General features: G+C 70.9%; 15 protein-coding genes. 14 read left to right on the top strand and 1 reads right to left on the bottom strand.

The features are described from left to right. The first annotated feature begins 147 nt into the window (after positions 1-147). The 5 genes from OHS82_RS25055 (at position 148) to OHS82_RS25075 (ending at position 2,718) form a co-directional block, all read left to right on the top strand. Positions 148-510, top strand: a complete 363-nt coding sequence (locus tag OHS82_RS25055; RefSeq protein ID WP_328434545.1) for a hypothetical protein — start codon at positions 148-150, stop codon at positions 508-510. Positions 511-535: 25 nt separating this feature from the next. Beyond that, positions 536-1,093, top strand: a complete 558-nt coding sequence (locus OHS82_RS25060) for a hypothetical protein (protein WP_328434546.1) — start codon at positions 536-538, stop codon at positions 1,091-1,093. Between the two features lie 116 nt (positions 1,094-1,209). Further along, positions 1,210-1,494 (top strand): hypothetical protein, encoded by a 285-nt coding sequence (locus OHS82_RS25065; RefSeq protein ID WP_328434547.1) that lies wholly within the window; start codon positions 1,210-1,212, stop codon positions 1,492-1,494. A 70-nt stretch (positions 1,495-1,564) separates the two neighbouring features. Further along, positions 1,565-2,176 carry a hypothetical protein gene (locus tag OHS82_RS25070; protein WP_328434548.1) on the top strand — a complete coding sequence of 204 codons (612 nt, stop codon included), beginning with the start codon at positions 1,565-1,567 and terminating at the stop codon, positions 2,174-2,176. 80 nt (positions 2,177-2,256) lie between these two features. Next, a complete protein-coding gene (locus OHS82_RS25075; protein ID WP_328434549.1) occupies positions 2,257-2,718 on the top strand; it encodes a hypothetical protein in 462 nt (153 codons plus the stop codon). Between the two features lie 268 nt (positions 2,719-2,986). Here the strand turns inward: OHS82_RS25075 and OHS82_RS25080 are convergent, their stop codons facing one another. Next, positions 2,987-3,271, bottom strand: a complete 285-nt coding sequence (locus OHS82_RS25080; RefSeq protein ID WP_328434550.1) for a sigma-70 family RNA polymerase sigma factor — start codon at positions 3,269-3,271, stop codon at positions 2,987-2,989. Positions 3,272-3,441: 170 nt separating this feature from the next. On the opposite strand from OHS82_RS25080, the gene OHS82_RS25085 reads away from it, so the two are divergent. The 9 genes from OHS82_RS25085 to OHS82_RS25125 all read left to right on the top strand — a co-directional run bounded on the left by OHS82_RS25085 (position 3,442) and on the right by OHS82_RS25125 (position 13,770). After that, complete coding sequence (locus OHS82_RS25085) at positions 3,442-4,161, top strand: hypothetical protein (protein WP_328434551.1); 720 nt, start codon at positions 3,442-3,444, stop codon at positions 4,159-4,161. A 142-nt stretch (positions 4,162-4,303) separates the two neighbouring features. Beyond that, positions 4,304-4,642, top strand: a complete 339-nt coding sequence (locus tag OHS82_RS25090; protein WP_328434552.1) for a hypothetical protein — start codon at positions 4,304-4,306, stop codon at positions 4,640-4,642. 126 nt (positions 4,643-4,768) lie between these two features. Further along, entirely contained in the window at positions 4,769-8,182 is a 3,414-nt protein-coding gene (locus OHS82_RS25095; RefSeq protein WP_328434553.1) for a DUF3560 domain-containing protein, read from the top strand. 105 nt (positions 8,183-8,287) lie between these two features. Beyond that, entirely contained in the window at positions 8,288-9,118 is an 831-nt protein-coding gene (locus tag OHS82_RS25100; protein ID WP_328434554.1) for a methyltransferase, read from the top strand. Positions 9,119-9,240: 122 nt separating this feature from the next. Continuing rightward, entirely contained in the window at positions 9,241-9,681 is a 441-nt protein-coding gene (locus tag OHS82_RS25105) for a hypothetical protein (RefSeq protein WP_328434555.1), read from the top strand. A 73-nt stretch (positions 9,682-9,754) separates the two neighbouring features. Beyond that, on the top strand, positions 9,755-10,114 hold the full coding sequence (locus OHS82_RS25110) for a hypothetical protein (protein ID WP_328434556.1): 360 nt from the start codon (positions 9,755-9,757) through the stop codon (positions 10,112-10,114). 74 nt (positions 10,115-10,188) lie between these two features. After that, positions 10,189-11,085, top strand: a complete 897-nt coding sequence (locus tag OHS82_RS25115; RefSeq protein WP_328434557.1) for a hypothetical protein — start codon at positions 10,189-10,191, stop codon at positions 11,083-11,085. A gap of 73 nt (positions 11,086-11,158) precedes the next feature. After that, positions 11,159-11,743, top strand: a complete 585-nt coding sequence (locus OHS82_RS25120; RefSeq protein WP_328434558.1) for an HNH endonuclease signature motif containing protein — start codon at positions 11,159-11,161, stop codon at positions 11,741-11,743. A 161-nt stretch (positions 11,744-11,904) separates the two neighbouring features. Then, on the top strand, positions 11,905-13,770 hold the full coding sequence (locus OHS82_RS25125) for a DNA cytosine methyltransferase (RefSeq protein WP_328434559.1): 1,866 nt from the start codon (positions 11,905-11,907) through the stop codon (positions 13,768-13,770). Positions 13,771-13,857: the final 87 nt, after the last annotated feature.

Raw genomic sequence — 13,857 nt, forward strand, 5'->3', positions numbered from 1 at the left:
GTGCGGTCCAGGCGGAGGCTTCTGACCTGGAGGTCTTTGCGAACTCTTTACACAGCAATGTTTCGAAAGACGGTTAGGTAAAGTCTGTTTTGGAAACAATGGTTGTGTAAGCACTCGCCGACCAGCCCCCCCCCCCAGGAGCCCCCGATGAGCACCACGGCCGCCGCCCCCCAGAAGTGCACCAAGTGCGGCCGCCGGTTGCGGAACCACTCGGAGGACGGCCTCGGCCCGAAGTGCCGCCGCATGATCCGCCGCGCGGGCAAGGCCCCGCAGATCATCGACGGCTACAAGCCGAGCCAGGTCGAGAAGGCCGTCGAGCACATCCGCCAGGGCGGCGTCGCCCTGCTCCGCAAGACCAGCAAGAACCGGGTCTACATGATCGTCGGCAACGACGGCCTGAACACCTACCGCACCGCCCGGCAGGCCTGCACCTGCCCGGCCGGCCTCAAGGCCAAGCACGTTTGTTGGCACCGCGTCGCCGCGCACATCTTCGACCTCGCCAGCCACTGAACCCCACCCCGCCAGGAGGAACCCCATGGACGCCTACACCGCCACCGCCCGCCGCCTGCGCCTGGCCGCCGACATCTTCGAGGCCCGCGCCCACCACTGCACCCGGGCCGTCCTTGACCTGGTCACGGCCGGCTTCCGCTCTGCGGCCAGCGCTTTCGAGGACATCGCGCCGGGTGCGCCGTACGACCTGCCCGAGGCGCTGACCGACGCGATCGACGCGCTCACGGCGGTGTTCCAGGCCCACGACTTCGGCCTGTCGCCCGCGCTCGTCGAGTACGCGGTCGCGCCCGCCGCCGAGGAGACCCCCCGCCTGCGGGCCCTCGGCGCGGTGAACGCGGAACTGGCCTGGGAGGACTTCGAGCTCCGGTGCCGACAGCGCGTCCTGGCCAACGGCGGCGCGCTCGACTCCCTCGACGACGAGACCGTCAGCTGGGCCCTGCGGTCCCTGGCGACCGTCCACTACCAGCACGAGGTCCTCGCCGACCGGATCGCGGTCGACAACGCCACGCCCGACAACCGGGGCCGCGAGGCCTTCCGGCCGATCCCCGGAGCGCGGACGGCCCCCGACCACCACGCCGCCTGACCAGGGGTTTCTTAGCGGTTCCTTTACTCAATCCATTTGGTCAAAACGGTTAGGCAAAATGGATTGCGGAAAGGATGGAAGTGACAGCAGAACCCACCGACCACAGGGAGCCCGCAATGCACGACCTCACCCCCTTCACCGCGGACATCGAGGCCCTCGCCAACCTCCTCGCCGAGGAGTACGAGGAGGGCTGCCTCCCCCTGGTCGACCTCCACCCGCAGATGGCCGGCCGGTACCGCGCCATCGCCGCTGACCTGGTCTCCCGGAACCTCCCGCGCGACCTGTTCCAGCTCGCCCCCGCCCTCGCCGTCCTGGTCGACGGAGTCGCCCCCGAGGACAACGACCCCTGGGCCTTCGGCCGCCACCTGGACGCCGCCGAGGACGTCCTGAACCAGTTCTGACCCACCCAGACCGGGGGCCCGGTGCACCAGCCGGGCCCCCACCCCACCCCTGCATGAAAGAGAAGCGCACATGTTCCGCGAGACCGTGACGCACGCCGGTGGCGACAGCAAGGGCACTGCCCGCGAGTCCCACGCCCTGATGCTCCTGCGCCGGGCCCGTAACAGCGGGTACGCCATGGAAGCCACCATCACGGGCGGCGCCTCCATCCGCTGGACCCGGGTCGACCACTCCACCCGCACGCTCGTCGCGCGGGCCATCGCCCTCGACCCGGAGACGCCGGTCGGAGACCTGGACGACACCACCCGGGCCCACCTCGCCCTCATCGACCTCGGCGACGCCCGCTACCTCGTGCGGGCCGACGGCCGCGCCATCACCACCGCGGACGGCGAGATCGGCGCACTCGCCGCAGCCCGGCTGCGCGCCCGCCGCCTCGTCGCGGTCGACGACCGGGGCCGCGTCCGCCTCACCATGGCCGCCCGCCTCGGCCTCCTCGCCCACGACCACCGCCAGGCCGGGGGAGGCACCGACGGCTTCGCGATGTGCTCCTGCGGCTTCACCGTCCACGGCCCGACCGGCGAGGCCGCCGACGAGATCCTGCGGAACCACCGGCAGACGGTCACCGCCCGCTTCGTCGACTCGATCACGGCCGCGTACGCGGCAGCCATCTCGACCACCCGCTGACCCACCCCCGGACGCCGTCCGGACGCGTCCACGGACGCGCCCGGACGGCGTCCGCCGCATCCACCCCGGAAGGATCGACCATGCGAACCACCAAGGCCCACGCGCGGGGCATCTACGCGACCGCCCTCCAGTACCTCGCCGACGGCCAGGGCCCCGCCGAGCCGCGACACCTGATGCGGGCTCTCGACACGGCGATCCACCGTCGGCACGCGGGAGCTGACAGCCGGGACAGGAAGGCGCTGCGGCACCTGGCGCTCGATGGACTCGGCGACTGGAGGAGCGCGGAGACCATCGACGACCTCTCCGCCCGCCTCCGCGAGGGTGCCCGCGAAGGGCTCGACCTCGCCGACATGCCCGGGAAGCGGCACGCCGCCGTCGCGGCCGGCATCTGGTTCCACGGCGCGTACTCGTCGCGGCGCACGGTCGCCGACCAGCCGACGCCACGCGGCCTGTCCTTCGACGGCCGACCCTGGCTGTACCTCTGGACGGACGACCCGGCCGCCCGGAACCCGGTCGTCCTGCGCGCCGCGTTCGCCGCATGATCCGGACGCCGTCCACACGATGAGAGAAGGAAGCACGGATGAGCACGGACAGCGCAGTCGCCCCCGGAGGGTGCCGTTGGTGCGGGATCGAGAGGCGGGGGCACGCCCGGCAGTGGACGCCGGAAGCGGGGTGGCATGCCTGGACCGCGCCGACTGCAGAACAGCACAAGGCGCGCCTGCGGGCCCGGACCACGCGGTGAGCGGACCGACGACGAACGCCCGCCAGCATCCGGGAGGTATGCGGGCGGGCGCCGGGCTGCTCGGGCCGTCAGCCGTTCTTGCGGGCCTTGGCGAGGGACGCCGCATTGCGATGGCCGGCTGCGATGTCCGCGACGCGCTGCGGGGTGACCTCCAGGTGCGGGGCCAGGTCGTTCCGGTCGTACGGGCCGTCCAGGAGAGCGCGGACGGTCAGCTGCCGCTCCTCGCGCAGCCAGCGCTGCAGGTCGGGTACGGCCTTGAGGGCCTTCCCCAGCAGAACGGCCCGGTCGATGGTCGGGTCGCCAGCCAGGTCGGCGAGGGCAGCGAAGGGCTCGGGGAGTTCGGTGCGGTCCATGACGTCAGCTTAGTGGGTAGACACTACGGCTCGCGACCACGGGGAACCCGGGCAGGCTCCTGACCTGGGCTTTTCTCGAAAAACTTCCGCGCGACCCGGAACCCTCCCGCCCTCTGTGGCGTTATCCATAGTGAGTAGCCACTACGACGACAGTTCTGAAGGAGCCCCCCATGGACGCCACACAGGCCCTCGCCCTCCTCGCCACCCGCGCCGACAACCACATCAAGACCGCCCGCGAGGCGCGCGAGCGTCTGACCGTCGCCCTGGCCGCCGAGGGCGGCGCGCACCTCGACTACCTGATGACCGAGGTCCTCAAGGAGGAGGGCGAGGCCGCCCCGTGGCGCGAGCTGATGCTGCGCATCGACCGTCACGGCGTCCTCGAGGGCCTCGCCAAGCAGCGCGAAGTGGCCACCGAGCGGGTCATGGGGTACGGGCTCGCCATGAGTACCAGCCTCGTGTCGAACGCGGCCCGCCTCGCGGAACTCGACGGCCTGCGGCGCTTCGTCAACGCCACCGAGGGCCTGCGGATCGATGAAGGCAAGGCCTCGGTCGAGGAGGCAGCCCCCGCGGCCGAGCCACAGGCGGCCCTGGCGTCCGCCCTGGCGTCCGCCCCGGCGTCCGCCCCGGCGTCCGCCCCGGTGGGCGTACACAAGGCCACCCCCGCCCAGAAGCGCACGCTCGCCGCCATCCGGGACAGGGGCGTGGGTCTCACCGAGCTGCGAGTAGGACGGATGCGGGTGACGGTCGCCAACGACGGCGACCGCCCGCGACTGGACATGGTCCTCTGGGTCATCGAGCAGGGTTGGGCGACGCGGGACCACTCGACCAGCCTCTACAGCGGCCAGGCCGTGACGCTGACCGCGATCGGCGAGGCCGTCCTGGCCGGCTGACTGGATCATCCGGGCGGAGGGCGTACACGCTCTGACCTGGGGTTTTCCCGAAAAACTTCCGCGTCACCCGGAACCCCTCCGCCCCCTCCAGCGTTATTCATAGTGAGTAGCCACTACGACGACAGTCCCGAAGGAGCCCGCCATGACCGCTCAGACCGCCACCGCCATCCCCACCCCCGCCGAAGTTCGCGCCCTCGAAGACGCAGCCATGAAGATCTACCACCACCACCTCCAGGTCTGGGCCGACTACCGCGCGCTTCCGCAGGAGGAGCAGGAGCGACAGAACCTTCTGTGGCGTCAGCTCAACGACCGTCTGAGCGACGAGTACACGAGGGCCTGGGCCCTGTATGCCGCCGCCCAGGCGATCCTCGACAAGGAAGCCGCTCTGAAGCGAAACAAGGCCAGGGCCGAGGCCGTGCGCTCCAAGACCTGCATGTCCTGCTTCGAAGTCAGGGCAGCCAACGGGACCTGCGGATGCTGAGGGCCCCCGCCTGAGGGCGCAGCACAAGCTGCGCCCACCCCCCTAGGGCCCCAGGCCCGACCAGCTCGACCACCCACGGCCCGGCACTCCGCCGGGCCGTCCGCACACCCAGAAGGGAACCCCGGCATGGCCGACATCGAGATCACGCATACGCGGGCAGAAGGCACGATCCTCACCGGATCCAGCAAGGGAGACGGCGTCTTCGAACTGGTCAGGCCGCACGGCTTCTGGTTCTCCCGCAACGTCGAGGGCCTGTACATCAAGCGGTCCCGCGACAAGGAAGCCCAGCACTGGCGGATCAACGCGGCCGCCGACGCGCTGCGCGAGGCCGGACACACGGTCACCGTCGACATCCGCGAGGAGGAGCGACGCAGCTTCGAAGAGGCCGAGGCCGAGCGCATGGAGCGCGCCGCCGAGCGCGCCGAGCGCTACGCCGACCGGGCCGGCCGCGCCGCCGCGACCAGCGACGCCCGATGGGAGGCCGCCCACCGGATCTCGGACGGCATCCCCATGGGCCAGCCGATCCTCGTCGGCCACCACTCGGAGCGGCGCGCCCGCCGCGACGTCGACCGGATGCACGGTCACATGGCGGCCTCGATCGACGCAGGGAAGAAGGCGTCGTACTACGCGGATCGGGCGAAGACGGCCGAGCGCTACGAGGCGTTCCGGAACGACCCGCACCGCACCCTGCGACGCCTCGACCGTCTCGGGGCCGACCTCCGGCAGCAGGAACGCTACGTCGCCCGCGCCCAAGAGGAAGGCTGGGACGCCGAACGTCACGAGCGCCTGGCCGAGGATCTGCGCGAGGAGATCGCCTGCTGGCAGAAGATCGTCGAGCAGGCCAAGGCCGACGGCGTGAAGATGTGGGGCCCGGAGGACTTCGCGGCCGGCGACTACGTCCTGTACCTCGGCTCCTGGTACCAGGTGAAGCGAGTCAACGCGAAGACGCTCAGCGTCGCCTGGAACTTGAGGCTGGCCCCGAAGCAGGTCATGACCTTGGAGGACGCCGACTTCAATGGGCGCACGTCGACCCACTCGGCCGACTACACGCAGGTGCGGGGCCGCTGCCCCGAAGCGGCCATGACCGCCTTCCTCGCCGACGGCAAGGTCCCCGGCGCAAAGACTGCTCGCGCCGCCTCCGAGGAGCAGCCCGCCAGCGCCGTGCGCGAGGCACTGGCCGCCAAGCCGAAGACCAAGGCCAAGGGCACGGCCAAGCGGAGGGACCCCAAGGTGCCCGCCCGGGTGCACGTCACCTGCGACCTGGGAGGCACCGAAGCCACCCTGACATGGCAGAACGGGAACAGCCGACCGCACAAGGACCACCCGCCGGTCACGATCACCCCGCCCGAGGGGGAGAGGTTCCACCGGGCGGTGTGGTCGAAGCTGCTCCAGGAGGAGATCGGCAAGCTCCTCGCCGAACACGGCTGGACGTACGGGGGCGACGACTGGACGGTGTCCCGCGACCGCAGCGGGTTCGTGCGCGCCATCGAGCCGCTGCCCGCCCAGCCCGAGCGGCCGGCCGAGGAGCCCGCCGCCGAGGAGGCCGCGCCGGTCGAGGCCGAGGCGCCGGTCGACGAGCCCGCCGCCACGGCGGAAGGGGAGACCGAGGGGGCAGAAAAAACCCCTCTGACCAGGGAAAACGTGGAAAACACCCGGAACCACGAGGACCCCGCAGGCGTTGTACATAGTGAGTACGCACTACGCGTCGAGACCCCCCAGGAGGACCCCATGCCGACCGAGACCGAGACGTACGGCCGCCCCCTCACCCGCAAGGAGCGCAAGGCGGTCCACGTCGCCGTGCTGCGCGCCAAGTCCGCGGTGCAGCCCGAGGTGGAGCGCACGGCCGAGCTGGACGACGCCTACCGGACGTACGTCGACGACGGGATCGCCTCCACCGACGGCTGGTACGCGCCGCTCGACTTCCAGGCATGGGCCACCACCCTGGGCGGCGTCAAGGTCGAGTACCCCGTCATCGACACCCGCGCGGTCGGCCTGGCCGCCCTGGCGGAGATGGGGGCCACCGTCCCCGCGATGGAGGAGGAAGCGGCGCCGGTCGCCGAGCAGCCGAAGGTCTGGGGGCCGGGCGACTTCCGCAGGGGCGACTTCGTCCAGGCGCTGGACCGCTGGTTCGAGGTGAAGCGGGTCAACCCCCGCAGCGTCTCGATCGAGGACGCGCCGTACCTCATCCAGTGGGCGATGATCACCGGCCAGCGCACCGCGGCCGAGCAGGCCGAGGCGGAGGCCGCCGCTGTCGAGCCGGTCGCCGAGCCGATCGTCGAGGAGACGCCGGAGGAGGCCGCCGCTGTCGAGCCGATCGTCGAGGAGGCCCCGGAGGAGGCAGAAAAAACCCCTCTGACCAGGGAAAACGTGGAGAACACCCGGAACCACGAGGACCCCGCAGGTGTTGTACATAGTGACTACGCACTAAGCGCCTCGACCGAGGAGGACGACATGACCGCCACCACCGCCACCGCGAAGGCCACCACCACCAAGAAGGCCGCCAAGAAGGCCACGGAGCCGAAGGCCCCGGCCGCCGCCGAGGTCAAGACGGTCCAGCGGCGGGTCGCCGTCGACCGCATCGACCGGGACGCCTCCCAGCCGCGCGAAGAGTTCGACCAGGCCAAGCTGGAGGAGCTGGCCGGCTCCATGCGCAAGCTGGGCCAGCTCCAGCCCGTCAGCCTTCGCTACAACCCTGGCACCAAGCGGTTCACGCTCATCATGGGCGAGCGGCGCTGGCGCGCGGCGCAGATGGCGGGCCTGACCGAGCTGGACGCCGTTGTCGTCCACGGCGTCCAGGAGGGCGACCGCGAGACCCTCGCCAAGCAGGTCGCTGAGAACGTCGGCCGCGCGGACATGACCCCCATCGAGGAGGCTAAGTCCTTCAAGCGGCTCCTCGACGCCGAGTACACCCTCGACGAGGTCGCGGAGATGTGCGGCAAGTCCACCTCCTACATCGGGTGGAGGGTCGACCTCCTGCGCCTGTGCGACGCGGCGCAGGAAGCGCTCGGCAAGGGCCACCTGCCCGTCGGAATGGCCTGGTACGTCTCGCTGCTGAGCTGCGACAACCAGATGCGGTTCCTGGCCAAGTACGCCCGGGGCGCGTTCCCCAACGACCGCGCCGCCGAGGAGTTCGTCAAGGCCTGCCGCGCGGAGGAGAAGCGGCGCTCCGAGCAGGGCTCCTTCTTCGTCCTCGCCGACGAGACGGCACAGGCCGACGGTGGCACCCAGGAGGAGATCCCGGGGGCGCACGACGTCTCCGAGGAGGAGCGCGAGCGGATCGGCATGGAGCGCTCCACGCTGACGAAGAAGATCGACCGGCTGTCGACGGCCGGCGAGATCCTGTCCGAGTTGGCCACCGCGGACCCGGAGGAGCTGGCGCTCCTCCTGGGCGGCACCCCGGGTGGCGTCGCCGGTCACGAGCTGCGCATCGAGCACCTGAAGAAGCTGATCGGGAAGGCGTCGAGCAACCTGCGGAAGGCGCAGGCCATCGCCGAGGTCCGCGCCAGCGGCATCGTCATCAACCCCGAGGCCGCCGCGTAGTGCCTACCCACTAGGGCCGCCCTTCGGAGCGGCCCCCCCCACCCCCCTCGCGGGAGCGCCGCACAGCGCGACGCTCCCGCCCCCTCAACCCACACGGAGGCCCCCATGCAGTTCACCGCCGAAGCTCTCGCCGTCCTCACCGACCAGCGCACGGAGATCCGCGACGACCGCGTGCGCATCCCCTTCGACCTCGACCGGCCGGTCTACGAGCAGGTCGACCGCGTCCTGAAGGACATGGGCGGCCGGTGGGACGGTCGCATGCGGGTCCGCGCGCACGTCTTCCCGCAGCGGATCGAGGAGTTCATGCGCCAGTGCCTCACGGCCGGGGAGTACCCGGGGAAGAACGAGCAGGGCTGGTACGCCACCCCGCCCGCGCTGGTCACGCAGATCGTCGACCTCGCCGGGATCCGCGCCGGGGACATCGTGCTGGAGCCATCGGCCGGCGCGGGCGCGATGACGTCCGAGATCGCCCGCCGCGGCGGCCTGGTCGACGCGTACGAGATCGACGAGCGCCGCGCCGACGTCCTGCGGGCGCAGGGCGACTGCCGCAGGGTCTTCGCCGCCGACTTCCTCGCCCAGGACCCGATGGAGTACGCGGAGGGCTTCGACAAGGTGGTGATGAACCCGCCGTTCAACAACGGGCTCGACCACATCCTTCACGCGATCCAGTTCATGAAGGACGACGGCATCCTGGTCTCCGTCATGAGCCAGGGCCTGATGTGGTGGAGCGACAAGAAGTCGACCGCCTTCCGTGAGGTCGTCGAGGAGGTCGGCGGGGAGATCGAGGCCCTGCCCGACGACTCGTTCGCGGTCTCCGGGACGAGCGTCCGCACCTGCCTCGTCTTCCTCCCCGGCTATGCGGGAGGCCCGCTGCGTACCCACGACTGGCTGATGCGGCAGCCGAAGCAGCTCGACCTGTTCGACATGGCCGCCTGACCGGGCTCATCCCGCCACCACTTTCCCAAATGATTTTTGGGAAAGTGGATTAGGCAAAGTGAGTTGCGGAAAGGATCAAGGTAGAACGACCAACCGCCACAATCACCCAGGAAAGGGACAGCATGACCAGCCCGATCAAACTCGCCACCTGCACCTACCAGGAGTTCACCCCCGACATGGGCACCCCCGTCCGCACCACGGCCGGCCGCCCCCGCTTCGCCCTCCCGTACCCCATGACCGCGCACGCCCGACTCATCACCCCGTCCTGGGACCTCGTCAGGGCCGGCCTCCCCCAAGACGCCTACGAGTTTCAGTACCGGCGGGCCCTCAACGAGACCGGCCTCGAGCAGATCCAGGCCGAGCTGCTGCGCATCGCGGGCGCATACGACCTGGACAGCCCCCTCGTCCTCCTCTGCTTCGACAAGCTCAACCAGCTGCCCGCCCGGGACGCCTGGTGCCACCGCACCCACTTCGGCAAGTGGTACGCGGAGCAGACCGGCGTCGACGTACCCGAGCTCGGCGCACTGCCCAAGCAGGCCCCCGCTCAGGGCGGCCTCTTCTAACCACCCCCAGCACGCCAACCCGGCCGGGACCCCACAAGGTCCCGGCCGGACCCACACCCGGACGGAGAACCACATGCAGCACCTCACCTCGACCCGCGTCACCCTCCCCGGCCTCGAAGGGTCCTACGAGGCGTACGTCGCCCCCGGCCGCGACTGCAGCCCGCTGTTCACCCTCGACACCACCCGGAAGATCGCGGCCGAGACGCAGAAGGTCGCCGCCGCATCGCGGGACCCGCGCAGCGCCGAGACCATCCATGTCCTCGAGGCCGCCCCCGCCGCGGCCGGCCAGCGGGCCGCGATCGTCGTGCACGTCGACTGGTGCGCCCAGACCGACGGCGACGCCGACGCGGCACGCATCGTCACGCCGAACGGGAACGGCCTGTACCCGCTCGGGACCGACTGGCAGTGGGCGCCGGTCGCCTGCCGCCAGTAGCCACCCCCGGGGCGGGCGCACGACGCCCGCCCCGCCGTCCAGCACCGCTCACACAAGGAATGAAGGGCTCCGCCATGATCGCCACCCGCGTCACCCTGGACAACATCGTCGGCCCGTACGACGCCATCGGGACTGGCTGGTCCTACCGCTTCACCCTCGACGCCACCCGGCAGGTATCGACCGGGACGCTGGAGATGGCCGACAGCTACGGCTTCACCAGCATGGAGACCATCCACGTCATCGACGGCCGCCAGGGCAGCCCGGACACGGTCCACATCATCGACAGCGGCGAGACGTACGAGGTCAACGAGGACGGCGACCGCGCCGCCCGCGCCGTCGCCGTCCGCGTCCGCTGGCGCGGCACGACGCCGAACGCGACGCTCGTCCCGGTCACCCCGCAGGCCCGCCGCGCCGCCCGCAAGACGCAGGGCAAGGCCGGCGGCCGTGGCGCTGCCCGCGCGGTCGTCGTGTGCGTCCGCTGGCAGTGGGTCGACGAGGAGGGCTCGACCGCGGCCGACATCATCAAGCCGGTCGACGGCCACTACCCCATCGGGGGCAGGGAATGGCCGTGGTGCGTCGTCACCTGGGCCTGCGCATGCGGATACACCCAGGACTGGGACGAGGGCTGTTCCTGCGGCCTCACCCGCGACGGGCAGCCAGCAACGCCCCTCGCCGCCGCCAGCCACAAGGCCGGCGAGGAGCTGCGGACCCTGGTCCCCGGCGTGACGTCCGCCCTGGTCGACCTCACTGGCCCGCCGTACATCTGCGCGGTGTTCGCGGGCGACGTCGAGATCGACACGGCCGACGACACCGGCCCCTTCGACAGCGAGACCCTCGGCGCCGCCGACACGGCGCTGCGGGCCGCCTACGACGAGCCCGGCGCGGACGAGAAGGCGGCCGGCTGGGAGCTGGTCCCGGACCCGAAGTCACAGCACCTGTACCGGATCACCTTCGCCCCCGCCCCCCAGTAGCCCGACCCGGGCGGGCGCATCCGGCGCCCGCCCCGACCTCCAGCACCCCACCCACATGGAACGAGGACGTCACATGACCACTCAGCCGACTTACCAGGTTGACCAGCTCCCCGAGCACCTCCGCAGCCAGGTCCGGGTGACGGACGCCGGCTGCTGGGAGTGGCAGGGCAAGGTGAACAACAAGGGGTACGGCTACTACTCGGAGCGCGGCCGGCACACGTATGCGCACCGTAGCTCGTACGAGGCTCTGGTCGGGCCGATCCCTGACGGCCTGGAGATCGACCACCTCTGCGTGAACCCGCCATGCATCAACCCGGCCGACCTGGAGCCCGTGACGCACGCCGAGAACCAGCGGCGGATCGCCGAGCGCCAGACGGCATGCAAGCGGCAGGGGCATGACTGGACCGACCCCGCCAACGTCCGCACCCGGCCGAACGGCTCCCGGTACTGCTACGCGTGCGAACGGGAGGCGCAGCGCCGACGGCACACCGAGAAGACCGGCGTCCCCTACCGGGGCGCACAGGCCGACCGAACGCACTGCCCACAGGGCCACCCGTACGACGAGGAGAACACCTACAGGACCAAGCGGGGCGGCCGGATGTGCAAGGAGTGCACGCGACAGCGGAACAGGGAACGGCGTGCACTGAAGCGGCTCTGACCTGGGGATTCTCTGAAAAACCCCGGGTGAACCCGGAACCGCCCGCGCCCCTCGCGCGTTGTTCATAGTGACTACCCACTACGACGACGTCACTCGATCCAGCCCCACCGGCCGGGACCCAACAGGGTCCCGGCCGGACCCATCTCCCGAGGAGGCCCTCAGTGCCGTACATCGACTCCACTTCCCGTCAGTGGGCCGCCGCCAGCAAGGCGGCCGACGCCCCCCGCCGGATCCGCGCCTACAAGCACGACAGCGGCGACCTAGCCGTGATGGATTGGTTCGCCGGTTGCGGGGGCTCCGGCCAAGGCGCCGACGCCGTCCCCGGTCTCCGGGTGGCGTACGCGGCCAACCACTGGAAGCAGGCGATCAAGACTCACGAACTCAACTTCCCGGACGTGGCCCACTACATCGGGGACATCCGCAAGGCGCCGGTCTGGGCGTGGCCGGTGACCGAAATCTTCTGGGCGAGCCCGGAATGCACTCAGTGGAGCATCGCCCAGGGTAAGAAGCGGTCCTGGGCCAAGGCGGCACAGGGCGACCTCCTCAACCTCTACGCAGACATGGAAGAGGAGCGGTTCAAGACGGCCGACCAGAAGGACAACGGGCCCACCGAGGAGGAGGAGGCCAGCCGGGCGCTGATGGAGGAGGTGCCCCTGTACCTGCGCGGCGTGATCGAGCGCGGCGGCCTGGTCAAGGCGGGCGTCGTCGAGAACGTCGTCGATGTCAGGGCCTGGGGCGAGTGGGATGCCTGGCTGGGCGAGTTCCACAAGCTGGGCTACCGGACGCGGGTGATCGCCCTCAACTCCATGCACGCCGACCCGCGCAGCGTCCACGCCGCCCCCCAGAGCCGGGACCGGCTGTACGTGGCGTACTGGCACAAGTCGCTGGGCCGTACCCCCGACTGGGACAAGTGGCTTCGCCCCCGCGCGTACTGCACGGGCTGCGACGAGATGGTGTCGGCGCTCCAGGTCTTCCGGAAGCCCGGCAAGGACATGGGCCGCTATGGGTCGAGCTACGACTACCGCTGCCCGCGCACCAGCTGCCGGGCCATCGTGCACCCCGACGTCCTGCCCGCCGCGGCGGCCATCGACTGGTCGATCAAGGGCACGCCGATCGGCTCGCGCCCGGCGACCGACGACTGCCCCGAGGGCCTCGCCCCGGCGACCATGGACCGCATCCGCGCGGGCATCCGGAAGTACTGGCCGCAGCCCGGCGCCCCGGCCGGCGAGGAGCAGGGAGCGCTGTTCGACGAGGCCGACGGCAGCCAGGTCGCGCCGATGCTCGTGCCCACCGGGGGCACCTGGCGCAAGGGCGCGGCCCCGGTCGACGCCCCGATGGCCACGCGGACGACGGTCGAGAGCGACGCCCTCGTGGCGCCGCAGGGCTTCCTCGTCCCCTGCGAGGGCCGCGAGGGCAAGCAGCCGATGCCCCTCGACGAGCCGCTGCGGACCCAGACGGCGCGGGCCGAGACCGCCGTCGCCTACGTCCCGTTCGTGGTGCCGATGCGGGGCGGGGGCGACAAGGAGAAGGCCCGGTACATCAGCGAGCCCCTGCACACCGTGTCGGCCGGCGGCAATCACCACGGCCTGGCGATGGCGCCCCGGCCGCTGGTCATGCGGAACAACACCCCGAAGGGCGACCCCGCCCAGATGGTCACGCCGGTCGAGGAGCCGCTGCGGACCATGACGGCCACGAGCGCGCAGTCGCTCCTCGTCCCGTACTACGGCAACGGCCAGGCCCGGCCCACGGCCGAGCCGGTCGGGGCGCTCCCGACCCGCGACCGGTACGCCCTCCTCGACGCCAACGGGGAGTACGACGTCAGCAAGATCCTGTTCCGGATGCTCCAGCCGAAGGAGATCAAGAGGGCGATGGCATTCGGAGACCGGTACAAGATCCTGGGCTCGAAGCGGGACCAGGTGAGGCAGCTGGGCAACGCGGTCACGCCGAATGCGGCCGAGGTGCTGCTGTGCGCCCTCGTCGAGTGCATCACGGGCGAGTCGATCGACCGGTACGCGCTGGCCTCCTGACCTGGGCTTTTGTCGAAAAACCTCCGTTCCCACCCGGAACCCCCAGGCTGGTTCCGCGTTAGTCATAGTGAGTACGCACTACGACGG

The organism is Streptomyces sp. NBC_00425, assembly GCF_036030735.1.
GTDB lineage: Bacteria > Actinomycetota > Actinomycetes > Streptomycetales > Streptomycetaceae > Streptomyces.